This window comes from Bradyrhizobium sp. USDA 4502 (assembly GCF_054063355.1).
The window spans coordinates 4856134-4881578 of sequence record NZ_JBSSGF010000001.1 but is presented as its reverse complement, the minus strand read 5'-3'; the positions used below and the strand labels follow the sequence as shown (position 1 = coordinate 4881578).

Here is a 25445-nt window from a genome sequence, read left to right as displayed (position 1 = left end):
GTCGGCCTCAAGGCTGCTTTTACCTTGCCGTTACGCAGCCCGCCTTCGACATTCGTGATATGCCTCCTTAACCTCTCGCCATCCCGCCTCATCGCTTTCCGCAGGATTCTCATTTATGAAATGTGGCCCGTCATGCGGCGGACGTTTTCCGTCTTCGTAGTATGCCTTGATTGCTTGTTCAGCAGCGATCCTTCCCAACTTTCTCCCGCTGTCCAGGTTGCTGTGGTTCCATTTGAAACTGATGTGCCCCGGCACATGAATCTCGACGATTGTGCCCTTCCACGGATGCTCTCCGGATTTTGGCTTGTCGTACCGCACGTGGTATTTGAAGAGCTTGACATCATCTTCGCCAACGGTCGCTGCGAACAATTGGCAGAGATTGGCCAGGGCATCGTGAAGGTTTTCCGGTTTGCGGACTTGCTTTGAATCGACGATCCTGCTCACCCATATCTCGTCCAGCTCATCGCCCGGCTTATGATGCTCCTGGAGCAAGCTCTCGAAGTTGACCGTATCGACCAGTGCTCCTTCGCAGTAGGTAACTCCGTCGATCTCTACGGTTTCTTCGACGAAGGGAAGGGCTGAACACGCACATAAGCTGGATGCGCTGATAGGCACTTTGTACTCTTTCCCGTCGACCTTCTTGTTCTCATCGACCTTCTTGGGCATTGGGCGGTTGGAAAACAACGCGAGTTTATGCTCATCGAGATTCCAGGCGTTGTGGAATATGAATGGCTTTTCGGGTCTTCCCAGCGCGTCGAAATTTATGCTCTTCATAAACTGGCTGTGTGGATAGTTAATCCTGGAGAGGCCGGTGACTTGGGACAGATACATCATTGACGTTAGGTAACGAACGAAAGGATTTGGTGCCAGCACCTGATTAAGAACCCATCTGTTTACGTCTCCCTCATCCGGGCTCGTGAACTTCTTCCCGCCGTCCGTGTCGGGCTGTTGAGCGAACCAGAGCGACATGGATTCCCTGAAGGCATTCGCGACCCTGTTTGGGTCCCACAAATCCTTATAGGTATTGGGATCTGCGACGAAGTTGGTCAGAGCCTTGCCGATGCTTTCCCAATCCGGGCCGAACACCGTGTTTATGGGAAAGCGCCTATAGCTTTCGTCGTCCCGAAACACGCCATTCTTGAAGAATTGATGGGTCTGTTTCGCCCTGTCCTTATTGTCAACGTTGTCAAACTGATTGTAGACGATCCCAACCCAGGCGCCGATGCAGGACAATGCCCACACGTCAAAGGTTATACCTGCGTTGGCAAGAGCTTCCAGAACTCCAATGTGCAGCCCTGCCGCCGGACCACCACCGCCGAGCGTAATCGCCCTCTTCACCATTGGTTCCTCCATCAAATTTTTTGCATGGCTTATTCTCTGATCAAGTTTCTGAACCGCGTAAAACTAAAAGACTGGTCGTTTGCTGGGTCCGCGGGCTTTCGGCCGCACCGAATGCCGTTGAATCCAACTCGACAACTCATTGATCGCAGCGTTGCGAAACACAATACGTGCGACGGAACGGTACGTCGAGGTTCGGCGCCTTCTCGAGCCTGCTGATCGCACTGGGCGCACGCCGGCCAAGAGCTCGAGCAAGCGTATCGCGGTCTGGCCCGCCCATTTGTGAACCAATTCACGGAAGATATTTATCGCTGATGTTAGTAGGGGAGATGTTGTCCAATTGTGGCTTCCGCTTCTGGCCCATCGCGACATATTGCGCTGCCGCACGAACTTGGTCGCTATAGGAGCAAAGCGGACGTAGTCACCAGTCACATGAGGCCGTCGGATCTATAGGCCACTCTATACGATGGGCAGGCCGAATGCGCCGCGTGGCAGGCTCAATCTCTTCAGACAGACGGGTCTTCTTTGGCCCAGGGGCCGCGCGGAGGATAAAGCACGTCCAGCCTGTCGCAGACCTTGGCCAGACTGTTCCCGGTAATTCCGAATTCCTCGGCCGGCCGGATCCATTCACCAAGCCATTGATGTAGAAGCAATAAAACATCAGCGCCAAGGCGTGGCGAGATCCCCCTAACCTTCGCGGACCAGCCGCCTTCGCTTCTGGCAGATGCCCAGCTCGATACGAGTATAGGCCTGACGAACAAAATAAGCCGAGATTTCGAGAGGAAATCCCTGCCTAGCTAGAGCAACGTGACACCTGAAGTGCGTCGCCAAGGCAAATGGCGATCCAAGCGCCGTCGGCGAGCTCGCAGCGATGCTGATTTGACAATGGCAGAACAAGATCTTGCCGATGGAGAAACGTCAATTCTGTGTCCTGGTTTCGGACAGCAGCCAGTCGCGGAATGCAGCAATCTCCGGCCTGCCAACGTCGGTTTCGCGGCCGACGAGGTGGTAACTGTCGGCGGTTCGTGCCACCAGCGGATGGATCGCCAATAGTCGCCCCGCTTTGAGATCGTCCTGGACCAGTTCCAGATGCGCCACCGCGATGCCGAGCCCGTCGATCGCCGCTTGATAGGCTAGCGAGGAATTGCCGAACGACAGTCCTTCGCGAAAGCTCCCGGGTGTGACGTCCGCCGCCTCAAACCAGATCCGCCAATCGTGCGGGCGCTTCATTGAATGAAGTAACGTACGGTCGAGCAGCTCTCGTGAATCGTGCACGGGTGGATGCTTGTTGAATTCGGCGGGGCTACAAACCGGCAGCAGCTCGATCGGAAACAGCGTGTCGTAACGCACGCCGGGCTTTGGAATGGCGGGAGTCTGGATGGTGAAGTCCACCTCGCCAGCGCTCACATCGACGAGATCGTTGGCGATCGTGACCTGCACATTGATGCTTGGGTAAAGGGTATGGAAGCGCGCGAGCCGCTTGACCAGCCATTTCATCGCCACCGTGGGAAACAGCCGTATCCGCACCACGCGATTCTGCTTGTCCCGGCGGCTGACCTGGGTCGCGAGTTCGATGCGATCAAAGGCTTCGGCAATGGCCTGCGCGTACTGTTCGCCCTGCGTCGTCAGCTTGACGTCGCGTTGATTACGGACGAACAGGCGCAGGCCAAGGAAGGCTTCGAGTTGGGCGATATGCCGGCTGACGGCGCCCTGCGAGACGTTGAGTATTTTGGCGGCGTGGGTGAAGTTCTCGGAGCGGGAGGCGACCTCGAAGACGCGAAGTGCATTCAGCGGGGGCAATTTTCGGGCCATCAGCGCCTCCCACTGAGGGCTGATCGCGTCCGCGCCGCATTCTCTGTGTTGCTCTGAAGATAAGTCATCGTCGTGATGAGTAAATTAGCATACTCGGCCCAAAGCATTCCGCTTATTTTGCCCGCATAAGCGGCGCTGAACGCCGCTACTTGCGGGAGAAACGCTTTCTATGACCACCCCCGTTAACGCCGCGGGCCGGCTTGACCGGCTCCCGATGGGCGCATTCCAGTGGCGGATTCTCAGCCTGATCGGCCTCGGGATGTTCTTCGACGGTTTCGACAACCAGATGGCCGCCGGCGTGTTGGGCGCCCTCGTTAAGGAGGGCTGGTCGAACATGGAGACCAATGCCCACTACATTTCCATCACCTTTGCCGGCCTCGCCATTGGCGCGCTGATGACGGGGTTGGTCGGTGACCGGTTCGGCCGGCGTTTTGCCTATCAGTTCAATCTTCTGATTTTCGGCAGCATGTGCCTGCTCTCGATGCTCGCGCCCTCGATGACCTGGCTGATGGCGATGCGTTTCTTCATGGGAGTAGGGATCGGCGCAGAATATGTCTGCGGTTACGGCATGGTCAGCGAGTTTGTGCCGCCGCAACGGCGCGGTTGGGCGCTTGGCCTGATCAGCCTGGTGTCGATGGCATCGACATTCGCCGTGAATTTTACCGGACTATTCGTCATTCCGGCACTGGGATGGCGGCCGATGTATCTGATCGGCGGTTGCGGCGCATTATGGGTCTGGTTCCTGCGCCGCAAGCTTCCGGAGTCGCCGCGCTGGCTCGAAGCGCGCGGCCGTTATGAAGAAGCCGAAAAGATCATGCAGGATATCGAAGCTGAAGCCTCGAAGGCGGGGCCGCTCTCGCCGGTGACATCAGTGGCCGCGCCTGCGCCGGCCCGGGTACCGATCTCCATCCTGTTCTCGCGCGGCGTCGTCACCCGCACCTTGCTCGCGATGGCGGTTTGCATCACCTGCCTGGTCGGTTCCTACAGCTTCTCCTATTGGGTGCCGACCTTCTTCGTCAAACAGGGGCTGAGTGTCACGAAGTCGCTCAGCTTTGCGACCGTCATGGCGCTGGGCAGTTCGCTCGGGCCGCTGGTCGGCATGCTGACCTCCGACTGGATTGGACGCCGTCGCGGCACCATGTTTGCGGCCTTATGGTGTGGCGTGTTCGCGCTGGCGTATTCGCAGCAGACCGACCCCGCCTGGGTGCTGATCTTTGGCTTCCTGTTGCAGGGCGGCATGAGCCTGATGATCGGCTTCGGTCTCGGCGGCTACACGCCGGAGTTGTTTGCAACCGAATATCGCTTCCGCGGCTCTGGCATCGCCCAAATGACGGGGCGGATTGCTGTCATCGCATCGCCCTACATGGTTGTGTCGCTCTATGACAATTATGGTCTCCCATCAGTGCTCTACGCCATTGCGTCGCTTTATCTGCTGTTAGCGCTTGGTATTCTCTTGTTCGGTATCGAAACCAACCAGCGCTCCCTGGAATCGATCGCGCCAGCGCGCGATGGCGAAGCGGCGGTGACAACATCGCGCTCCGCTGAAAGCGCGGCCTGATCTGATCGCAATCCCGACATCCACACCAGAGCTCACGAAAAAGGAACTGCACATGGATCAAACGCTGCTCATCTTGGGCGATACCAACATCCAGAACCGCGAAGATCCTTTCAGCGCATTCGTCAATGTGCGTGACATGCTGACATCGGCCGATGTCTTGTTCGGACAGCTGGAAGGCCCGCTTGCCGAGCCCTCGACCGATCCCGCGCGGCCCGATATCCCGCACAAGAAGGGTTGGCGCCATTCGGGCGCCAAGGTAGGTCCGGCGCTCAAGAAGGCGGGCTATGTCGGCGTGAGCTGCGCCAGCAACGTGGCCTATCCCGCGAGCGCCGCCGTCGCCAGCGTCAAGGCGCTTGATTCGGCGGGGATCCTCCACTGTGGCGTTGGCGAAACGCTGGCCGAGGCCAGGAAGCCGGCAATCATCGAGAAGAACGGGGTTCGTTTCGGCTTCTTGAGCTACACATCGGTGTTCTGGCCGAGCAATCACGCCGCGTCAGCCAACAGCCCCGGATGCGCCACCATCAAGGCCCACGCCGCCTATGAGCCGGGCCCGCGCGCGCTGGAAATGCCGGGTGCTGAGCCGATCACGCATACATTCGCAGACGCCGACGAACTCGAGGCCATGCGGGACGATGTCCGCGCTCTGCGGACCAAGGTCGACCTTGTGATCCTTTCATGCCATTGGGGCGTGTCGTCCAAAGAGGAGCCAGTCGCATATCAGCGCGAAATAGCCCGAGCCGCCATCGACGTGGGGGCAGACATGGTGTTCGGCCACCATCCGCATGTGGTCCAGGCCGGCGAAATCTATCAGGGTAAACCGATCTTCTACAGCCTTGGCAATTTTGCGTTCGACTGGGACGTTATGCGCGGCCGTCATCTCGATGGTCTGGCGCTGCGGTGCTTGATCGCGGGGAAGAAGATCACCGAAATTGAATTACTACCGGTCCGTCGCAACGAGCACAACGATATCTGCGTACATAGTGCAGACACCGGCGCGGGCAAGGACATTCTCGGCCGTTTCGAGCAGCTGAGCAGGAAACTCGGAGACTCAATCGTCTTGTCGAGGGCCACTCACCTGCGGCTTGAGGGTATGTAAGGTTAACGCGGCTGCTGACTCCCCCGAGCCGTTGTTTTGCCGAGCGATATCCAATCAGGGGAGCAAGAGGCCTCGCTCCTGACTGCGAGGAAAGCGCCTGCCGCCTGTCAAACATTCTCCTTGGGCGGAAAAGCCCTGGATTTTCCATGTACCACCGTATCGCACTCACCATGCGATGCTCGTCGCCTTTGTGAACTTGCGCGCGAACGAAAAAGAAGCACGTATCTGTGCGGTCGCCGCGCTGGGAGACAACGAGTATCCAGTAAGATGTTGATCTTCTTGCACTCAAACCTGCAACCAGAACGTATGAGTGGCCGAACGAGGGTCGTTGACCTTTCGTCTCAGGGGCGAAGTCGCACTGACGGTCTCATGCTCCGAGCACCGGCTTCTTGCCGGTGAAGGCCCTGAGTATATTCGCCGTCAGGCGCGAAAGACCGTTGTCGCAGCCGTTCCAGGCCAGCGCGCCGGCATAGGCGATGGAGCCAACCGAAAACACCCAGCCGCCTCCATCGATCGGAAACAGGACCATGTCCGATCTCACCACGTCAGGCCGCTGTGCGCCTCCCTGATCCGGGAGCGAAAGAGTGAGATCCTCGATGACGAGCTGATACTCGTTGCCAAGCCCGGTCGAAGTCCCGAGCACGTAGGCATGCTCGGGACTTCCGAGCGTAACGTCGTACCTGTCGACCTCGTCTCCCACCGCTCCACCCAGCACATAGCCGTAATCGCCGACGATTTCCTCAGTGATGCCGTCGAACAATTTCGCGGCGGGCGAATTGTAGCTCGCCTCCAGACGCCGATAGCCGCAGCCCTTCGACCATCCCTCCGATGCGAAGCCCACGCCCAGCATCTTGTTCGGGGCGCGGCCGCGCGTGCGCCAGATGCCGCCGGCTTCAGTCGTCGCAACATGGGTCCGTTCGCCATAGGGGGCATCCCAGCAGCGCGTGCCGCTGTTGTCGCGGCGCACCTCGATGACCCAGGGCTTTGCACCGAGCCGGCTCGTTACCCAGTAGAAGCCGTTGCCGCCAAGATACATGACCCGTCCGCCGTCATGCAGGTATCCGTCGAGGATATCGAGGCCGGTTCGTGTCCAGTATTCCGGGTGCGAGCCCGTGACGATCGCCGCGTACCGGTCGGCCAGGTTGCGGCCGCCACGTTCGAAATCCTCGTCGGTTGCGACATGATATTCGATGCCGAGGTGCTCCAGCCATTCGACGATGTACATGTCGACGGGAAAGTGACGGTATGAGCCCGTTAGCCAGTTCGGAAAACCAGGGCGGACGTTGAACAGCGGTCGTCTGCGGCCCGAATAGCGAACCGGCGTTCCGTCGGCATGGGTATCGTAGCAGGAGCGGCCCGGCTCGGGATGTGAGAACAGGTACTGTTCGTCCTCGGGCACCACCTTGTCATGAGGCATCACCGATGAGAAATCGAGCGAAGCCAGGTGGTCGTTCGCATAGGCCAGATAGGTGTTGGTCGGCACCAGGAACAGCACGGGTGCCGAGGTGCCCAGGACCGGTCTGACAAACAGCGGAAAATGATTGCGGCGTCCGCCGGCCTCGAGCCGAACTGCGTAGACTCCGCTTTGAAGGTCCTCCGGCAGGCGGAATTCGAGATTATACCTCCAGCCGGCATCCACCATGTCGTCGTCGTGGAATTGCAGCGCACAGTACTGCTCGGGAACTTCGACGAAGGAGTCGCTTCGCCCGTCCCAGTTGCGTCCGGTCACACCGCGCTCGACGCCGTTGACAAGGTGCCCCTGTTCGCCTCCAGCGTCCGGCTCAATCGTCTCCGACGCGAAGTCCCTGCCGAGTTTCCATGCTGCCCATGCCGGCTGCGTGGGAGTCTTCCCCGCGTGCCATGCGGCGATCATCTCGGCGGATGGCTTCGCGAGGTGCAGCGTTGGCGAGTCGATCTTGCCATTATATGGCTCCAGCGGCGACCCGGACCGGCCGATGCCGGCCGCCGCGAGCAGGAGCGTTGCCGCATTTGCCGTCGCGCCGGTTGCCGCGCGGAGCGTGCGTTGTGCCCCAACCTTGGCATCAAGACGCCTGAGGTCGATGCAGACCTCGCCGTCGCCGATGGTAGTCAGGATCGAATACCAGTGTTTGGCGATGATCGCATCCGGCAAGACTGCGAGCGTTGCGCTGCCCATTCGAAGCGCAAGACCGCCTGAGATGATGACGAGCGCGACGTCGCCAATCGACCAGATGGCCTGGGGCGCGCTCCGCTCGGGGACGGTCGGCCATGCCCAGCAATGGACGCTGATCGCCGCATCGTTGATCGGTGAGGGAAGCGGAAATTCGGCGTGCGAGCCGACCACCGTGGATTGCACGCCGCCGGAAACGGTGCGGTCGAGCACCGACGAGAAATCGACCACCTTGCCCTCGATCGCTTCGTCGCGCCCGGGACCCGAGACCAGTCGCACGAGGCTTGCGCGGACGGTGGCGTGCGGCGTGCTGATCGCGAGCCGGACGACATCGCCGGGCTCGCAGGACCACTCCTCGAAATAAGCCTGGATATCCATCTGACGCCGCCCACGCTCGCTGGTTAAGTCCGCTTCGGACGCGCAATGTCCGAGCGCGCGCCCATCATTCGCGGATCAAAGCCGGCGGGGAAACATCTGTTGCGGCATTCTGGAGTCCGGGAGCAACAACACTGGAGAAGCGGACAGGCGCGCCGCGGCTGGTCCCGAAAGTCCGCGTCACAATCCGCGCAGGAACCGGTCGCCGAGCGCGACCGTTCCGTCGGTGTAGCCCGTACCCAGGCGTCGTGCGGTTTCGGTGTCCGAATGCGAAGCGAGCCAGGCCCGTCAGCAGCATGCGCCTGAGCATCACGAACGCAGGCAGCATGGCCTCGTCGTCGCGCGAGACCGGTGCGACGGTCCGGTATCCCGCAAGCCACGACTGCTGGAGCAGGTCCATCACCGGCTCGTGCTCGATGAAGCTGACGGCCGCGGCGAAGTCATAGAAGAACCACGAGAAGCCGCAATCGTCGAAGTCGATGACGCCGAGCCGGTCGCCTTCGACGAGCAGGTTGGCGAGGCGGAGGTCGGCGTGAACGAGGCCAAACCGCTGCTCGCCCCGTCCGTAAGCCTCGACGCGCCGTTCAAGTTCGTCGGCGACCCTTTGCAGTAGCCTGCGGCCATCGTCGCGCAGGCCAAGACCGGCGCGCCAGTCACCCCATAGTGGCCGGCGGCCCAGCATGGCATCGAAATCCCAGACCTTGCGCTGGAACGTTGATGGCATTGTCCATCGGCGGCTGTGCGCGTGAAGCCGCGCGCTGGTCGCGCCGAGCTTGCCGAACCAGGGCAGCAGGTGGCCAGATCGTCCGAGGCGTCCGGCTCCTTGCCGCTGAGGAATTCGAATGCAACGACGTGTCGTGTCGCGCCACTCAGGGGAATGGGGCATAACAGGTGTCCCTCCCGATCGGCGACCGGGCGCGGCGTGAGCACCACGTTGTCTGCGATCACGGCGTCGATCCAGGCGAACTCGGACGCAATCTCGTCAGGCGAGTGATAGCCGGGCCGCTGCACGCGCAACACGAGTTTTTGCCGAGCGGCCGGATCCTGCGCGAGAAAGGTGGTGTTCTCGGAATGGCTGAGAAAGGCGAGCGTCGATTGCGATGATAGTCCCCAGCGCGGCAGGCTCGCGGCAAGAGAGGCCTGCATGCTCTCGATGAGGCCGGGAGTCATCATCGCGGCCAACCGACCGTCTCGGGTTCCGCGAGGTCAAGAAGGCTCGCGATGATGCGATCGGGAACGACGTCCGCCACCGCATTGAAAGGGACGTCGCTGGCGAGCAGGATCGACCGCATGCCGGCGGCCTTTCCTGCTGCGATATCGGTGCCGATCTGGTCGCCGACCATGACGGTCTCATGCCGGGCGGTGCCGAGATGCGCCAGCGCCTGTTCGATCAGGAACGGTTGCGGCTTGCCTAGCACGATCGGCTTCGTATTGGGAACGGCCGCTGCAACCGCGGCCGTGATCACGCCGACGCAGGGATCGTAGCCGTCATGAACCGGCGTCAGGACATCGGGATTGGTGGCGATGACGGTTGCGCCGGCGAGTGCGGCCCTGACCGCGGTGCGCAGCTTGGCGTAGTCGAGCGTGGCATCGAAGCCGAGCACGACGATCTTGGGCTTGACGTCGGTCAGGTGATAGCCAATGTCCTCGATCGCCTCGAGCAGTGGTCGTTCGCCGATCGCAAACACGGGCGTGGTGCGCGGCCAGCGCCGTTCGAGCAGGGACGTGACCGCCGAAATCGTCGTGAAGACCTGTGACGGTTCGGCCGGAATGCCGATGCGGCTCAGCTTGGCGGCAAATTGCGCGGCGGATTTCGTCGAATTGTTGGTGACGAACGCATAGGGCAGGCCCCGCTCGCTCCATCCGCGAAACGCCTTGACGGAGTCGTCGATCGGAGTGTCGCCGCGATAGGCGACGCCGTCGAGATCCGAGATGACGCCGCGAATGGGATGGTTGGCCGGAGCAATGCGCTGTTCCAATGCTGGGATTCCGTTCAGTTCCGCGAGCGTGATCATATGGTTGCCTGCATGGCGTTGCTGCTCTGTGCATCCATGATTTGTGTGCTGCACATTGGAAAGGCGTCCTTGCCTTGCCGGTGTGCGCCATGCTTCCGGGAGCGGAAAATCTCCGTGCGCGACTGCGGCGCCCCGGGAGTGTCAGCAACGGAATCGTGGAGCAGCAGGAATCGGGCGATTGCGGCCTTTGGTCTAGGCTTTGCAGGCGTGAAAGCCACGATTTGTGCAAGACGATCGAAACGGCTGAGTGCCTTGCGGCCTCGAGAGCAGTTTCAGCGTTGCCGAAATCATCGAGGGATTACCATATGATCAACCGCAGAGACTTGATGTTAGGGGGATTGGCCGGGGCCGCGGCGTTCGGCTTCGGGCGGGTCAATCCCGACTTTCTTGTGAATTCCGCCTTTGCCGCCGAAGGCAAGACACTGCGCTTTCTCGGCGCGGAAGCGCTGACCGGCAACTGGGACCCAACCACCCATACCAATCTCGGCCAGCTCATCGTCGAGGGCTTCGTGTTCGGCTACCTGACGCGGGCGCCGATGCGGCCGGAGAAGCCGGACGAGCTGATCTTCGAGCTGGCTGAATCGATGAAGCCCATCGACACCTATACAATGGAGGTGAAACTCAGAAAGGGCGTCAAATTTCACGACGGGACCCCGTTCACAGCGGCCGACGTCAAGGCGACCTATGAATATGGCTGCCAACCCGATCGTCCGGCGCAGTGGTACCCCGGTCTCGTCACCGTCGACGTCGTCGACGACTACACCTGCCACATCAACACGAAGGTGCAGGGCTATCCGGCGACGCTCTACTATTACCTGTCGTCCTTCCTGCCGATCATGTCGGCCAAGGACGTTGCCAATAAGGCGCAGCTCTCGGCGCGCATGAACGGCACGGGCCCCTACAAATATGTCGAGCAGAAAGGCGACACCACCGTTCTCGCCGCCAATCCCGACTTCTTCCTCGGCGCAGCGAAGATCCCGGGTGTCGAGTATCACTTCGTCGGTGACACCACGACGCGCACGCTGTCGCTGTTGAACGGCGAGGCCGACATCATCGAGCGGCTCGAGCAGGAGCAGGTCGAGACCATCTCGAAGGATGCCCGCTTCAGCATCCACAAGGCGGTTTCGGTCGAGAACAAATACCTGTTCTTCCGCTGCTCGAAGAAGCCGTTCGACGATCCGCGCATTCGCCTCGCCGCATGCTACTCGATCGACCGCAAGCAGGTGCTCGACGTGCTCGGCGTCTCCGGCATCTATTCCAAGGCGCACATCTCGCCGGTCAAGTTCGGCTATGCCGAGGTGGCCGACTATCCTGAATTCGATCCGGACAAGGCGCAGAAGCTGCTCGCGGAGGCCGGCTTCCCCAAAGGCCAGGGCCTGCCCGAGCTCACCTATTACACGTCGGTCGGCTTCTATCCGAAGACGAAGGAATATGCCGAGTTGATTACCGGCATGCTCCAGGAGCAGGGGTTCAAGGTCAATCTGCAGACGCTCGAAGTCGCGGCGTGGGGTAATTTGCTTTACGACAAGCCCGGCGGCGGTGAGGGCAACATGATCGACTGCGGCTGGTGCACCGGCTCGCCCGAGCCGGATCTCGTCCTGCGCACCCACTTCCACTCCTCCTCCAAGCGCATCACCGGCATCGTCGACAAGGACATCGACGCGGTGCTGGACAAGGAGCGCAACGCCACGACAATCGAGGAGCGCAAGAAGATCCTGCAGACCGAGACGCTGCCGACCATCGCCAAGAAGGCCCCGGCGCTCGCGTTGTTCACCTCGGTCTTCATCCATGCCTACAGCAAGAAGCTGGATGGTCTGTACATCTATCCGAACGGCATGCAGGACATGACCAAGGCAACATTGGCATGATGATTGCTCGGCCGGCCGGGTACGCCCGGCCTGCCGGTTCGCGAACGCAGGCCGGACTGGTCGGGTCTGGTCCTCATGAATTGCAAGGGTAGCTCTTCTCGATGTTGATCCTGGAATTCCTGGTCAAGCGGATCGCGCAGGGCATCCTGATCGTCTTCATCACGTCGTTGATCATCTTCACGCTGCTGCGCGTGGTGCCGGGCGATCCCGTGCGCCTGATCGTCGGCGGCATGGCGCCGGCCGACGTGGTCGAGAAGGTCGCGACCAAGATGGGGCTGCGCGACCCCATCATCGTGCAATATGGTCGGTACATGCGCGGGCTGGTACAGGGCGATCTCGGGCAATCCTATTTGCGGCCGCGCAGCGGCATGATCGCGACCGGCGGGCAGTATGTTGACCCGACCAAGTCGGATATGGCGCCGGTGATCGATCTCATCCTCGAACGCCTGCCGTTCACGCTGCAACTGGGCGGAATGGCGCTCGTGTTCGCGCTGCTGCTGTCGTTTCCGATCGGCATCGCGGGCGGGCTGCACCAGCATCGCTGGCAGAATGCGTTGGCGTTCGGAATGCAGTCGCTGTTCGTCTCGATTCCGAATTTCTGGCTCGCGATCGTTCTGATCCTGTTTCTGTCGGTGAAGCTGAAGCTGCTGCCGGCGCTCGGTTACCAGGGATTTTCCTATGTCATCCTGCCGGCCTTCGTGCTCGCGGTGGAGATCGCCCCCTTCATCATCCGCACGCTGACGACCTCGCTCGGCGAGGTCATGCAAGCGCCGTTCATCGATGAGGCGCGGGTGCGCGGCCTGTCTCGCCGCCGCATCGTCTATTCGCACGCCCTGCGCAACGCGGCAGTGCCGCTAGTCAACCTGCTCGGGATCCAGCTTTCGACGCTGATCGGCGGCGTTCTCGTGATCGAATACATTTTCGACTATCCTGGCCTCGGCAATCTGACCGTGGTCTCTGTCGTCGGGCGCGACTTTCCGGTCATCCAGGGCATCGCCATCACGACCAGCGCCGTCTTTGTCTTCATCAATATCATCGTGGATTTGGTCGCCTATCTGGTCGATCCCCGCGTGGAGATCTGAGCATGACGGCCACCACGATCATCGCCGAGGAGCCCGCCTTGCCGGCGGCCCCAATCCGTTCCGTCAACCGCCGCATCATGGCCGCCGCCTGGCGCATGCCGAGCTTCAAGATCGGTTTCTTCATCTTCATGGCGCTGGTGCTGGCCTCGGCCATCTATCCCGAGGTGTCCTCGATCAGTGCGACCAAGATGGTGGTGAAGGACAAGTTCATGTCGCCGGTCTTTCTCGGCGACAAATGGACCTGGGATCATCCGCTGGGTACGGATCAGCTCGGCCGCGACATGCTGATGCGCAGCCTGATCGGCCTGCGCTATTCGCTGCTGGTCGGCGTCGTCACGGTCCTGCTCATCTTTGTCATCGGCTGCGGCCTTGGCCTGTTCGCCGGCTTCAAGGGCAAATGGTGGGACACCGTCATCATGCGGATCACCGATGCCCAATTGTCGATTCCGATGATCATCCTGGCGATCACCATTCTCGGCGTATCGCGGCCGACGGTGCCGACCATCATAAGCGTGCTGGCGCTGTCCGGCTGGCCGCTCTACGCGCGCGTGGCGCGCAGCGCCGCGGTCACCGAGCGCGGCAAGGAATATGTCCGCGGCCTGCGCGTGCTCGGCGCCGGGGACTGGCGGATCCTGTTTCTGTTCGCCGCGCCGAACATCCTGCCGCCGATCGCATTCGTCGCCGTGCTCGACGTCGCACGCATGATGATCTTCGAAGCGATCCTCGGCTTCCTGGGGCTTGGCATCCAGCCGCCGACGCCGAGCTTCGGCAGCATCATCGCCGACTCCCGCAAATACCTGATCAATGCCTGGTGGATCGCGACCACGCCGGGCGTGTTCCTGGCTATCGCGCTTACCTCGATCAACCTGATGGGGTCGGCGCTCGAGAAGGCGCGCAACCGCATCTATGGGGGTCTCTGAGATGGATCTCTCGCTCATTCTGGAGGTCGACGACCTCACGGTCGGTGCTTCGGCGCCGGGCGCCGCACCGATCCTCGATCACATCTCCTTCCGCCTCAACACGTCGGAGATCTTCGGCATCTATGGCGAAAGCGGCGCCGGCAAGACCGTGCTCAGCCGCGCATTGGCGAACTGGCTGCCGGAAAGTCTGGCGTATCGCTCCGGACGGGTCACGTTCGCCGGCCACGACATTCTCGGCGCCGGGGCGCGCGAGGTGCGGATCGGCCGCGACATCGCCTATATCGGCTCCAAGCCGCAAAGCTCGCTCGATCCGACGATACCGGTCGGGACCCAGATCGCGGAAAAGCTGCACAGCGTCAGGCCCGAATGGAATCCGCGCGAATGCCGCGAGCGGGTCGTGCAGCTCCTCGGCGAGGTCCGGATTCCATCGCCGAAGGAGCGCTATTGGGACTACCCGGCAAAATTTTCCGGCGGCATGATGCAGCGCGCGATGATCGTGGACGCGATTTGCGCCGAGCCCGCCGTCCTGATCGCCGACAACATTACCCAGCCGCTCGATGTCACCATCGCGGCACAGATCGTGGCGCTGCTCCACGACCTGTGCCTCCGCCACAGGATGGCGACAATCTATCTGTCGTCTTCCTTGCCCACGCTTGGCCAGTTCGGCGACCGCACGGCCGTGCTCCATCAGGGCCGGTTCGTCGAGCAGCAAGCGTTTGCCGGCCTGCTCGCCTCGCCACAGACCGACTACACGCGCAAGGCCATTGCCAGTGTGCCGCGCATGTGGGCGACCACCGAGGGCCCGCTGGCCCGCCGCAAGGCGCAAGACGAAGTGCCGCTGATGAAGGTGGAGCACGTTGTTCGGACCTATCGCGCGCGCAAGCGGGGGACGTTCAATACCTACAGCAACGTGCAGGCGGTGCGCGGCGTAACGCTCGACATCATGCCGCGCGAGAATTTCGGCATCGTCGGGGAATCCGGCTGCGGCAAGTCGACCCTCACGCGCCTGCTGGCCTGGCTGGAGGTTCCCGACAACGGCAGCATCGTCCTCAACGGCACGTCGCTCGGGGCGTTGTCGCCGCGCGAGCTGATCCGCACCCGCAGCGAATTCCAGCTGCTGCTGCAGGATCCGTACAACGCGCTGCCGCCGCGCACCACCGTCGGCCGCATGATCGAGGAGAGCCTGCTGATCCGCGGCAATGTCGCCCGCGCGGACCTGCGCAGCCGGGTCATCGCAGCGATGGCCGAGGTCGGTCTTGCCGCCGAGCTCTATGACCAGCTCCCGAACACGCTCTCCACCGGCGAGCGCCAGCGCATCTCGATCGCGCGTGCCCTGATCCTCGATCCCAAGCTGCTGATCCTCGACGAAACCTTGTCCGCGCTGGATCAACGCGAGCAGTCAAGGCTGATCGACCTGTTCTCGAAGCTGCAGGAGAAGAACGACCTCACCTATGTCTTCATCTCCCATGATCTCGCAATGGTGCGCAGGGTCTGCACGCGCATTGCCGTGATGTATCTCGGTGAGATGGTCGAGATCGCCGACAACCGCGAGCTGTTCTTCGATCCCCAGCATCCCTACACCAAGGCATTGCTCTCGGCCGCCCCGACGCTGGAGGAGAAGCCGTTCAACCCGGCGGACTTCTTGCTGGAGGGCGAGCCGCCGAGCCCGATCGATATCCCGGCGGGATGCAGCTTTGCCTCGCGCTGCCCGAAGGCGTTCGGCCGCTGCCGGCTGGAGACGCCGAAGCTGGTCGAACACGCGCCGGGGCGCTTCGCCGCCTGCCACCTTCTCGACGGCGAGCCGGCGCAGGCCGCGGCCTGAGCGCTCAGGGCCGTGGCTTGAAGGGCCAGTCCATCGCGAACGAGCGCATGTCCTCCAGCGCCTTGGTCACCTGCAGCACGCCGAGATCGTCGAAGCGGTGCCCGGTCACTTGGACGCCGATCGGCAGATGGCGGGAATCGAATGCCATGCAGACGGTGGAGGCGGGCTGGCAGGTCTGGTTGAACATGGCGGTGAACAGCGTGTGCGCGAGCGGCATCTCACGCGACACGCCGGGCTCCTCGGCCGGGAAATTCACCACCGGCAGCGTCGGGGCGATGACATAGTCCCAGCCCTCGAAGGCCGCGAGCAGCGCCGCCTTCATCTTGGCGATCTGGCCCAGCGCCCGGTAGAGGTCGGCGCCCGAATGTTTCGCCCCGCCAAGGCACCATGCGCGAACGTAGGGATTGATGTCGCGTGCGGTGTCGCCATGCGGCGGCAGCGATGCATATTCGAGATAGCCGCGCACCTGGAGGAACAGGTCGATCGGCGCATAGGCGTCGTCGGTGAGCGGAGAGGTGAACGGCTCGACGATCGCGCCGGCGCCGGCGAGCAGCTTGCCGGCCGCATCGACCGCGCTGCGAACCGTAGCTTCGGCCTTCATGCCGAAGCCCATGTCGGTGAGGACGCCGATCTTCAGTCCCTTCACGTCGCGCTTCAGATGCTCGTGATAGCGCACGCCATCGGCGGGCAGGCTCCAGGTGTCGCGCTCGTCCTGCCGCGTCAGCACGGTCAGCAGGCGCGCGATATCATCCACGCTGCGACCCATCGGGCCTGCCATGCGCATGGTGTCGGCCGGCAAATGCGGCACACGGCCATGGGTCGGCTTCAGTCCGGCCAGTCCGCAATGGGCGGCCGGAAGGCGGACCGAGCCTGCGATATCCGTGCCGACGGAAACATAGCCGGCGCCAGCGGCGACGGAGGCGCCTGCGCCGGCCGACGAGCCGCCGGTATTCCAGGCGAGCCCCCAGGGGTTGCGGGTAACGCCGTGCAGCGAGCTGATGCCCGACGCCATCAGGCCGCAATCCGGCATCGTGGTCTTGGCAAAGATCACCGCGCCGGCCTCGCGGAGCGCGATCGCCGGCGGCGAATCGTAGTTGGACGGCGGCAGGGCACGGTTGGCGCCGATGCCGTGAAAATAGGGCCAGCCGATCATGGCGACGCTGTCCTTGACCGTCATGGGGACGCCGTCGAGCGGACCCAGCGCGGCTCCCGCCTTCCATCGCGCTTCCGAGCCTTGCGCGCTTGCGATGGCTTGCTCCGGACGGAAGCAGAACAGCGCATTGATCGCGGGATTGACCGCCTCGGCATGGCCGAGCACGGTTCGCAACACCTCCACCGGCGACAATGCGCGCGATGCGTAGGCCTCCGTCAGCCCCGCAAGGCTCATCCCGATCAGTTCCGCAGCAGACATCTTGGCCTCGACAAATGGCGTTCTGGATCAGTGTCCGGATAGCGAAAGTCGCCCCTGTCGGGGTAGTGCCGCTGCCGTAAGGGCATGATTTGGTGGAGTGCGAGGCATCCCTTTTGCATCTGTCTTGATCGAATTTGTCATCAAACCGGGAGGCCCGCGACAGGCGGGCCGAACGACACCCGCGAGAGATCAGAAGTCGTCATGAGCCAATCTGGAACGCAAATCGCCACGGTCCGGAACTACATTGCCGGGCTCCCGGGATGGGGGACGGGCGATATCGTGATCGAGCCCGCCATTCCGGTCCTCGCCTCGCCAAGCTGGCGCGGGGTCGACGGCGCTCCCTGGCGCGCCACCAGGAACGGAAGCGGCGAGAGCATCTTCATCAAGAACATGGATGTGGATGCCAAGCTCTACATCGACGTTGCCTGCGCGTTCGAAGCGGCCCGGCGCGCATCCGATCTCGGTATCGGTCCCAAGGTGCTTGCGGCGGATCCGGACGCGGGACTTCTGGTCATGGAAGATCTCAACCGTGGCTGGCGGGTCGGCACGCTGGAGCGGATGCTGGAGCCGAAGATCGTCGACGCGGTCATCGCGGCGCGGCGCCTGTTCCAGGCAGGGGCGCCTCTGCCGCGGCGCATGGGAGTCTTCGACGAGATCGAGCACTTCTACGAGGCGGCAAAGGCCGCGAAGGCGCAACTGCCGTCTGATGCGGAATGGCTGGTCAAGGAGCTGCGTTTTGCGGCCGATGCCTTGAGGAAACTCGACATCAAACCGGTGCCAATCCATGGCGATGGCAATGTCTCGAACATCCTGATCAGCGACACCGGCGAGGTTCGCCTGATCGATTGGGATCGCGCCACGACGGCCGACCCGCTGGAGGACCTCGGCAGCTTCCTCGTCGAAGCCTTCGCGCAGGAGCCGGAGGCGCGCGACGCCTTCAGCCGCAACGCCGGCGGATTCGACGAGCGCGCATTCAGCCGCGCCCGCATCTACGGCATGGCGGATGATCTGCGCTGGGGCCTGATCGGCGCCGTGCTCGCCGCGCGGTCGGCGCGCAACACCTTTGAGTTTTACAAGTTCGCCAGCTGGCGCTTCGTACGTTGCCGCATGACGGTCCGGGAGCCGCGCTTTGGCGAGATGCTTCGGAGGATCGCATGACTGTCCGCAGGAAGCTCGGCGAGGGAGCGACAGTCCACGAGCGCAATATCGAGGCAGCGATCGCCCGCGTGCCGCAATGGCACGGCAAGGGGGCGGCCTATACCCCGCTGGTCGGCGGCCTCATGAATCAGAACTGGCTGGTCGAGATATCCGGCGATGGACGGCGCTACTTCATCAAGGTGCCCGGCGAGGGCTCGGAGATGTTCATCGATCGCGTGACCGCCAACGAGGCTGCGCGCAATGCCCACGCCATGGGCGTTGCGCCCGAGGTGATCTTTTTCGACGCCACGGACGGGCTCGAGATCAGCGAGTTCCTCGAAGGCTATCGCGCCTGCACCAATGCCGATTTCGGCGATGCCGCCATCCAGGCCGACGTTCTCGACCTTTACCGCCGCCTGCATGCCGGCCCGAAGCTCGGCCAGACCAAGACCATCTTCGACATGATCGAGGAACATATCGAGCAGGGCAGGGAGCTCGGCGCGCATTTCCCGCAGGACATGCCCTGGCTGATGCATCGCTACAATCAGGCCAAGTCGGCGTTCCTGGCGTCGGGTCTCGATCTCGTGCCGTGCTTCAACGATCCGATGCCGGGCAATTTCCTGATCTCGGCGGAATCAGGCGCCCCAAGGCCGATGAAGCTGATCGACTATGAGTTCGCTTCCAACAACGAGCGTAGCTATGAGCTCGGCGTCCTGTTCGCCGAGATGTTCTTCGACGAGCATCTGACGGAGGCCCTGATCGAGCAATATCTGGGCGAGGTGCGGCCGCAGATGGTCGCGCGCGTGATACTCAACCGGGCGCTCGCCGACCTGAAATGGGCGTCATGGGCGGTCGTGAACAGGAAGCTCAAGGACTGGGATTTCGACTATCAGAAGTACGGCGTCTGGAAATACATGCGTGCCCGCGACGTGATGTACGATCCCCGCTGGGATGGCTGGTTGCGGCTCGTCTGAGCCGCGCGACAGGAGGGCTTCCGCAGTTATTGATTGAGGATCGCGAGCGCCTGCTCGAGCAGGCTGTCGTTCGCGGCCGCGATGATCCGGCCATCGGATTCCGGCGACAGCGGCCGCCCCTGCCAGTCGCGGACGATGCCGCCAGCGCCCTCGACCACCGGAATCAGCGGCATGAAGTCGAACGACTTGAGGGAGGTTTCGACCACGAGATCGCAGTGGCCGGATGCGAGCAGGCCATATTGGTAGCAGTCGCCGCCAAATCGCCGGAACATGGCCTTCTGGCTGAGCGCATCGTAGCGGGCCCAGTCGCTCGGCGTGAAGAAGTCCGGCGATGACGTGTAGATCTGCGCGTCTTCCAGTCGCGTGGTGCGGCTCACCCTTGCCAGCTTGCCGTTGAAGGTGGTGCCTTGCCGGGTGCCGTACCACCGCTCGGCCAGCGCGGGCATATCGATCATGCCGGCGGTGATCGATCCATCTCTCTCGTCGGCGAGCGCGACGAGCGTGCCGAACAGCGGCATGCCGGAGATAAAGCTCTTCGTTCCGTCGATCGGATCGAGATACCACGTGTAGCGGTCCCCGGCCGTCGATCCCATCTCCTCGCCGAGGATGCCGTGATCGGGGAAGCGCGAACCGATCAGCTGCCGTAGCTCCATTTCGATCGCACGATCGGCGATCGTGACCGGCGTCAGGTCCGGCTTGCGCTCGAAATCGACGCGGGAACGGAAGTGCGTCACGGCGATCCGTCCGGCCACGTCGGCAAGCTCGTTGAAGAACGAAGCGAGCTCGCTTGCGGATAATCTGTCTTGAATGTCGTCCAATGGTCGCTCCGGGCGGGAGGCGCGCCGACGTCGCGGGACGCACGACGCCTTGCCTTGGGATGGGGCGTTACGCGGTCTCGTGGACCGACTGCTTGTCGATCTCCCAATAGGGGGAGTCGAATCCGTTGCGCCGCGCCACTCGGGCGGCAGGGCTCCTCGGCTGCGGCGAGCGCACGCCAGCGGCCGGCTGCGGCGCCGACACGGGCGCCTGGCGAACGTCGCGCGGCGCCACCTTGAAGTGCCGGCTGAAGCAGCGGGAGAAATGCGACACGTTCTTGAAGCCGACTTCGTAGGCGACCTCCGAGACGGTCCGCCGGCCCTTCGGATCGGCGACTAGGATTTCATACGCCCGCTGCAGCCGCTTGGTCTGGACGAACTGGCTGACCGTGGTCTCGTTGTCGTTGAACAGGCTGTACAAATAACTGAGCGAGATGCGGCTCGACGCCGCGATCTTCTTCGGCGACAACGACTGGTCACCGAGATGGCCCTCGATGAAGTCGACGATCCGGCGGCGGAGGTGATAGCGCGCGTTGCGCACATCGGTTGCGGCGCCGCGATCCTCCGATCCGATGGTCAGCGCGACGAAGCTGATCATTTCGGTCGCGAGCGCCTGGGGGTTCGGCGGCGGCGAGGCGACGAACAGTTCGGCCACGCTGCGGATCATGCCCGCCAGCAGGTGCGTCATCTGTTCGTTTGGCTTGAAGCGGCGACTGATGTGATCTTCAACCGAGACGAGCCGGCCGCGCAGCTCGGCGGCCGGAATCCGCAACATCAGGAAGCGCGCGGTCTTGTCAGACGACAATTCGTAGAAGGCGAGCTCGCTGAGCAGGACATATTCGCCGGGACGTGCGATCCCGTTGCGGCTGTCCTGGCTGAATGCGACGCATCCTGTCTGCGGAAACACCAGCACATAGGCGGCATCGTGGATGCAGGCAACGCGTTCCCAGTTGCGGGCAAAGGCGTGGTCCGGCCCGACGAGTTCGAGATCGAGGCGTCCGATCCGGGTCCGCCAATCCTGCGTGGGACCGGGGCCCTTGTCGTTGCCAGCATGAAGGCCGGTGTGTTCCTCGCGGGAAGCAACAGATGTCAGGCGTGCCATGGCTGGGCCTTTCTCAGGGTTGCGCAACGATGATCTCCGTTCCGGCTTCACGGAGAGCGGTTGCCAGAGCTCCCTCTGGCTGCCGATCGGTAACCAGGCGATCGATATCGGTCCAATGTGCGAAGACGGTGAGCGCACGCTGGTCGAATTTGCCGTGATCGGCCACCAGGATGGCTTCTGCGGCGCGCTTGGCCATCGCGCCATAGATGGCACCGGCCTCATCGTCGGCATCATTCGCGCCGCGCGCGCTGATGCCGGTCGCGCTCACGATGGCGCGGTTGGCTTCATAACTGTTGATGTTCGCGATCGTCTGCGTGCCGAACACATAACCTTCGGTGGGGTGATAGCGGCCGGGACAGCAGAGCACGCGGATCGACGGATTGACGGCTAGCGCGGCCGCAATGGCGTAATCATGGGTGATCACGGTGATGTCGTGCGCGCGTGAGGCCAGCCGTCGCGCGATGTGAAACGTGGTCGCGCCGGCGCCGAGCATCAACACCTCGTTCGGCAGGATCAGGTCGGCGATCACCGCGGCCATCGCCTCGCGCTCGGCGATCATGATCGCCTTGCGATCGGTCAGCGCCGGCTCGAGCGCGAAGGGACGGGACGCTCCGCCATAGGTGCGGTTGATGAGCTTCTGCTCCTGAAGCTCCATCAGATCGCGCCGGATGGTCTCGCCGGAGACGCCGAGCACGGCGGCGAGCTCGGAAGCCCGCAGCGTCGGCGCGGCGGTGAGTTGCGAGATGATGTGCTTGTGGCGCGCGAGCTTCGAGAGGCGGTCGCCGTCGGCCTTTCGTGGCCGCTTGTCGGCCGCAGCAGGGGCGTCGCTCGTCATTCCGCTGTCTCTCCGGCTGCAAACCTCTCCAGCGTCCGTGCCATGATCGTTCCCCAAGTGATGTTGTGAGTCCACATCAATTGTGTGGCATATTCCTCATTTTTTGGGCGCCGTGCTGCCTATGGAATTCGCAAAGGAATCATGGCGATCACATAAGACACTGAAACATATGAAGTATGGCTTTGGAATGCGGAGCGCATGTCTGACGTTCTGGTGTCTCTTGCCTGCAATCTGCTTTTCAGTTGTGGGGATTCGCACATAGATCCAAGGTCGCGGTGGAACGGCTGGGGAATGATCGCCGCAGGGGACGGCTTTGGTCCGCGCAGGCCGCGGGCCAAAGGGAAGGCAGGCGATGCAGCAGGAGAAAGGGATTCTGGCGTTGAACGCCTTCGATCAGAGCCGGGTGTCGTCAATCGACCCAGCGCTCGGCGAGGCGGTGCAACGACGCCTGCGTTCGTTCGGAAAAGCCTCGGTGCTGTTCTATCAGGAGCCGATCAGGATGGCGCGCGCCGAAGGCGTCTATATGTTCGACGTCGATGGCCGGCGCTATCTCGATCTCTACAACAACGTCCCGTCGGTCGGGCATTCGCATCCGCGCGTTGTCGAGGCGATAAGCCGTCAGGCCGGCCTGCTCAGCACGCACACACGCTATCTCAACGACGTCGTCGATGGCTATGCGGAGCGTCTCCTGGCGACGTTTCCGCGCGGGATCGATCATCTGGTCCTGACTTGCACCGGCAGCGAGGCGAATGACCTTGCGCTACGGGTCGCGAAAGTGACAACCGGGCGGATGGGCTTCATTGTCACGGAGACCGCCTATCACGGCAATAGCGCCGCAGTGACCGATGTCTCGCCGTCCTCGCGTCCCGGTCAGCCGCTGCCGCCCCACGTGCGGGCAGTTCCCGCACCCGAGATGTATCGCAATCCGGTCGGCGATCCCGGCCAGCGCTTTGCCGACAGCGTTGCCGCAGCGATCACCGATCTCGAGCGAAGCGGCTTCGGCTTTGCTGCGCTGCTGGTGGACACCATCTTTTCGAGCGATGGCATCTATGCCGACCCTGCCGGCTTCCTGGCCCACACCGTGAAGCTCGTGCACGAACGTCAGGGACTGTTCATCGCCGACGAGGTGCAGCCAGGCTTCGGACGAACCGGGGCGGCGATGTGGGGCTTCGCGCGCCATGGCGTCGTCCCCGACATCGTCACGATGGGCAAGCCCATGGGCAACGGCTTTCCGATGGGAGGCGTCGCCATGCGCGCCGCGCTGCTCGATCGCTTTGCCGCGGAAGTGAAGTACTTCAACACCTTCGGCGGCAACCCGGTGGCCGCGGCCGCAGGCCTTGCCGTGCTCGACGTCATCGAGGACGAGGGCTTGATGCAGAGTGCGCGCGAGGTCAGCCGTCACCTGATGGATGGATTGCGCGAGATCGGCAATCGCCACATGACCATCGGAGACGTTCGTGGTGCCGGCCTGTTCATCGGGCTCGAGCTGGTGCGCGACCGCGACAGCAAGGAGCCCGCACCGGAGCTCGCTAGCCTGCTGATCAATCGCCTGCGCCGGCGCGGCATCCTGATCGGTGTTGCCGGTCCGTTCGGCAGCACGCTCAAGATTCGTCCGCCGCTGTGCTTCGGCAAGGACCACGCCGACATGTTCATCACCGCGTGCGACGAGGAGTTGAGCGAGGTGGCCGCGTCGTGACGCGATCGCCGATAGCCCGCGATGCCACAGAAGCCGAAGATTTGAAGATCATGGATGCAAGAAGCGTACGAACTATCGCCGAGGCGAAGGCCCTTGTCGAGGAGCGGGGCCTCTCCCACGTCAAGCTCGGCATCGTCGATCTCGACGGCGTCATTCGCGGAAAATATCTCGCGCGCGACAAGTTCGTCGGCGCGCTGGAGGCCGGCTTCAGCTTCTGTGACATCGTGTTCGGCTGGGACTCCAACGACCAGATGTACGACAATTGTGCATTCACCGGCTGGCATACGGCCTTTCCCGACGCGACCGCGCGCATCGATCCTTCGACCTGCCGCAATGTGCCGACGGAAGAGAACATGCTGTTCTTCCTCGGTGAATTCGAGGGCGCCGCGGCGGGGGTGTGTCCGCGCCGGCTGCTGCGGCGCGTCATTGACCGCGCCGAGGGCATGGGATTCTCGCCGTCCGTGGCCGCGGAGTTCGAGTTCTTCGTGTTCGACGAGACGCCGCACAGCGTGCGCGAGAAGGGCTTTCGCGGCTTGAGGAATCTCACGCCGGGCTGGTTCGGCTATTCCATGCTGCGCGCCTCCGTCGAGTCCGAATTTCATCGCTCGCTGCTCAAGCTCTGCAACGAGATGGACATGCCGGTCGAAGGCCTGCACACCGAGACCGGACCCGGCGTGCTGGAGGCCGCGATCCAATACACCGATGCGCTCGCGGCCGCCGACCGCGCCGTGCTGTTCAAGACCTTCTCCAAGGTCTGGGCCGAGCGTCAGGGCAAGATGCTCACCTTCATGGCCAAATGGTCGAACGCCTATCCCGGACAATCCGGGCATCTGCATCTGTCGCTGCGCGACCGAGACGGCAAGCCGGTGTTTCACCAGAGCGGCAGGCCCGGCGACATGTCCGACACCATGCGCTGGTTCGTCGGCGGCCAGCAGGCGCTGCTTCCGGAGCTGCTCGCGATGGTGGCCTCGACCGTGAACAGCTACTCGCGCCTGATCCCCGGCTTCTGGGCACCGACCGACGCGACCTGGGGAATCGAGAACCGGACCTGCGCGTTGCGCGTCATTCCCGGCAAGCCGGCCAGCCAGCGCGTCGAGTACCGCGTCGCTGCCGCCGACATCAATCCGTATCTGGCGATCGCGGCCGCGCTCGGATCGGGCCTCTGGGGAATCGAGCACAGGATCGAACCGGACGAGCCGATCATCGGCAACGCCTATGAGCGCAAGCATCCGCCCGAGCGCGCGTTTCCGCGCACGTTGTCGGAGGCGGCCGACCGGCTGGTCGCCTCGCAGGCGGCGCGCAATCTGTTTGGTGACGTCTTCGTCGATCACTACGCGATGACGCGGCAGTGGGAGGAGCGCGAGTTCCGCAAGGCCATCACCGACTGGGAGCTCGCTCGCTACTTCGAGATCATTTGAGACGGATCCTCCCTTCCAAAAC

General features: G+C 62.7%; 19 protein-coding genes and 1 pseudogene. 10 read left to right on the top strand and 10 right to left on the bottom strand.

Features of this window, described 5'->3' with window-relative positions; all coding sequences use genetic code 11:
- Positions 1 to 30: 30 nt before the first annotated feature.
- Both ACVW1B_RS22800 and ACVW1B_RS22795 read right to left on the bottom strand, forming a co-directional pair.
- Positions 31 to 1341, bottom strand: coding sequence for a patatin-like phospholipase family protein (locus ACVW1B_RS22800; protein WP_456792609.1), 1311 nt, complete (start codon positions 1339 to 1341; stop codon positions 31 to 33).
- 915 nt (positions 1342 to 2256) lie between these two features.
- Positions 2257 to 3150 (bottom strand): LysR substrate-binding domain-containing protein, encoded by an 894-nt coding sequence (locus tag ACVW1B_RS22795; protein ID WP_456780064.1) that lies wholly within the window; start codon positions 3148 to 3150, stop codon positions 2257 to 2259.
- A 169-nt stretch (positions 3151 to 3319) separates the two neighbouring features.
- Here ACVW1B_RS22795 and ACVW1B_RS22790 point away from each other — a divergent pair, with 169 nt between their 5' ends.
- Positions 3320 to 4708, top strand: a complete 1389-nt coding sequence (locus ACVW1B_RS22790; RefSeq protein WP_456822280.1) for an MFS transporter — start codon at positions 3320 to 3322, stop codon at positions 4706 to 4708.
- A gap of 52 nt (positions 4709 to 4760) precedes the next feature.
- Positions 4761 to 5804, top strand: a complete 1044-nt coding sequence (locus tag ACVW1B_RS22785) for a CapA family protein (RefSeq protein ID WP_456822279.1) — start codon at positions 4761 to 4763, stop codon at positions 5802 to 5804.
- 367 nt (positions 5805 to 6171) lie between these two features.
- Here ACVW1B_RS22785 and ACVW1B_RS22780 read toward each other — a convergent pair whose 3' ends face one another.
- From ACVW1B_RS22780 to ACVW1B_RS22765, 4 genes and pseudogenes are all read right to left on the bottom strand, one after another.
- Positions 6172 to 8331 carry a N,N-dimethylformamidase beta subunit family domain-containing protein gene (locus tag ACVW1B_RS22780; protein WP_456822278.1) on the bottom strand — a complete coding sequence of 720 codons (2160 nt, stop codon included), beginning with the start codon at positions 8329 to 8331 and terminating at the stop codon, positions 6172 to 6174.
- 64 nt (positions 8332 to 8395) lie between these two features.
- Positions 8396 to 9052, bottom strand: coding sequence for a phosphotransferase enzyme family protein (locus ACVW1B_RS22775; RefSeq protein WP_456823062.1), 657 nt, complete (start codon positions 9050 to 9052; stop codon positions 8396 to 8398).
- A gap of 98 nt (positions 9053 to 9150) precedes the next feature.
- Positions 9151 to 9474 (bottom strand): annotated as a pseudogene (locus tag ACVW1B_RS22770) (phosphotransferase enzyme family protein); the annotation flags it as partial.
- 23 nt (positions 9475 to 9497) lie between these two features.
- The gene (locus tag ACVW1B_RS22765; protein ID WP_245311788.1) at positions 9498 to 10307 is read right to left on the bottom strand and encodes an HAD-IIA family hydrolase; all 810 of its coding nucleotides are present in this window, start codon (positions 10305 to 10307) and stop codon (positions 9498 to 9500) included.
- Positions 10308 to 10648: 341 nt separating this feature from the next.
- Between ACVW1B_RS22765 and ACVW1B_RS22760 the strand changes: the two genes are divergently transcribed.
- The 4 genes from ACVW1B_RS22760 (at position 10649) to ACVW1B_RS22745 (ending at position 16035) form a co-directional block, all read left to right on the top strand.
- On the top strand, positions 10649 to 12211 hold the full coding sequence (locus ACVW1B_RS22760; protein ID WP_057020614.1) for an ABC transporter substrate-binding protein: 1563 nt from the start codon (positions 10649 to 10651) through the stop codon (positions 12209 to 12211).
- Between the two features lie 101 nt (positions 12212 to 12312).
- The gene (locus ACVW1B_RS22755; RefSeq protein WP_092083050.1) at positions 12313 to 13293 is read left to right on the top strand and encodes an ABC transporter permease; all 981 of its coding nucleotides are present in this window, start codon (positions 12313 to 12315) and stop codon (positions 13291 to 13293) included.
- Positions 13294 to 13295: 2 nt separating this feature from the next.
- The gene (locus ACVW1B_RS22750; RefSeq protein WP_253607664.1) at positions 13296 to 14213 is read left to right on the top strand and encodes an ABC transporter permease; all 918 of its coding nucleotides are present in this window, start codon (positions 13296 to 13298) and stop codon (positions 14211 to 14213) included.
- 1 nt (position 14214) lies between these two features.
- Positions 14215 to 16035 carry an ABC transporter ATP-binding protein gene (locus tag ACVW1B_RS22745; protein ID WP_229158481.1) on the top strand — a complete coding sequence of 607 codons (1821 nt, stop codon included), beginning with the start codon at positions 14215 to 14217 and terminating at the stop codon, positions 16033 to 16035.
- Between the two features lie 4 nt (positions 16036 to 16039).
- On the opposite strand, the gene ACVW1B_RS22740 is transcribed toward ACVW1B_RS22745, so the two are convergent.
- Positions 16040 to 17446 (bottom strand): amidase, encoded by a 1407-nt coding sequence (locus tag ACVW1B_RS22740; protein WP_253607665.1) that lies wholly within the window; start codon positions 17444 to 17446, stop codon positions 16040 to 16042.
- A gap of 201 nt (positions 17447 to 17647) precedes the next feature.
- Between ACVW1B_RS22740 and ACVW1B_RS22735 the strand changes: the two genes are divergently transcribed.
- Together ACVW1B_RS22735 and ACVW1B_RS22730 are read left to right on the top strand one after the other, a co-directional pair.
- Positions 17648 to 18604 (top strand): phosphotransferase family protein, encoded by a 957-nt coding sequence (locus ACVW1B_RS22735; protein ID WP_063790183.1) that lies wholly within the window; start codon positions 17648 to 17650, stop codon positions 18602 to 18604.
- Complete coding sequence (locus tag ACVW1B_RS22730; RefSeq protein WP_168856098.1) at positions 18601 to 19557, top strand: choline/ethanolamine kinase family protein; 957 nt, start codon at positions 18601 to 18603, stop codon at positions 19555 to 19557. The genes ACVW1B_RS22735 and ACVW1B_RS22730 overlap by 4 nt, the downstream gene beginning before the upstream one ends.
- A 26-nt stretch (positions 19558 to 19583) precedes the next feature.
- On the opposite strand, the gene ACVW1B_RS22725 is transcribed toward ACVW1B_RS22730, so the two are convergent.
- The 3 genes from ACVW1B_RS22725 to ACVW1B_RS22715 form a co-directional block, all read right to left on the bottom strand.
- A complete protein-coding gene (locus ACVW1B_RS22725) occupies positions 19584 to 20375 on the bottom strand; it encodes an inositol monophosphatase family protein (protein WP_168856097.1) in 792 nt (263 codons plus the stop codon).
- A gap of 67 nt (positions 20376 to 20442) precedes the next feature.
- The gene (locus ACVW1B_RS22720; protein WP_253607666.1) at positions 20443 to 21474 is read right to left on the bottom strand and encodes a helix-turn-helix domain-containing protein; all 1032 of its coding nucleotides are present in this window, start codon (positions 21472 to 21474) and stop codon (positions 20443 to 20445) included.
- 13 nt (positions 21475 to 21487) lie between these two features.
- A complete protein-coding gene (locus tag ACVW1B_RS22715) occupies positions 21488 to 22309 on the bottom strand; it encodes a DeoR/GlpR family DNA-binding transcription regulator (protein ID WP_092083044.1) in 822 nt (273 codons plus the stop codon).
- 352 nt (positions 22310 to 22661) lie between these two features.
- On the opposite strand from ACVW1B_RS22715, the gene ACVW1B_RS22710 reads away from it, so the two are divergent.
- Both ACVW1B_RS22710 and ACVW1B_RS22705 read left to right on the top strand, forming a co-directional pair.
- Positions 22662 to 24005: an aspartate aminotransferase family protein gene (locus ACVW1B_RS22710; RefSeq protein WP_253607667.1), complete on the top strand. Its 1344-nt coding sequence runs from the start codon at positions 22662 to 22664 to the stop codon at positions 24003 to 24005.
- A 50-nt stretch (positions 24006 to 24055) separates the two neighbouring features.
- Positions 24056 to 25423, top strand: coding sequence for a glutamine synthetase family protein (locus ACVW1B_RS22705; protein WP_456780073.1), 1368 nt, complete (start codon positions 24056 to 24058; stop codon positions 25421 to 25423).
- Positions 25424 to 25445: the final 22 nt, after the last annotated feature.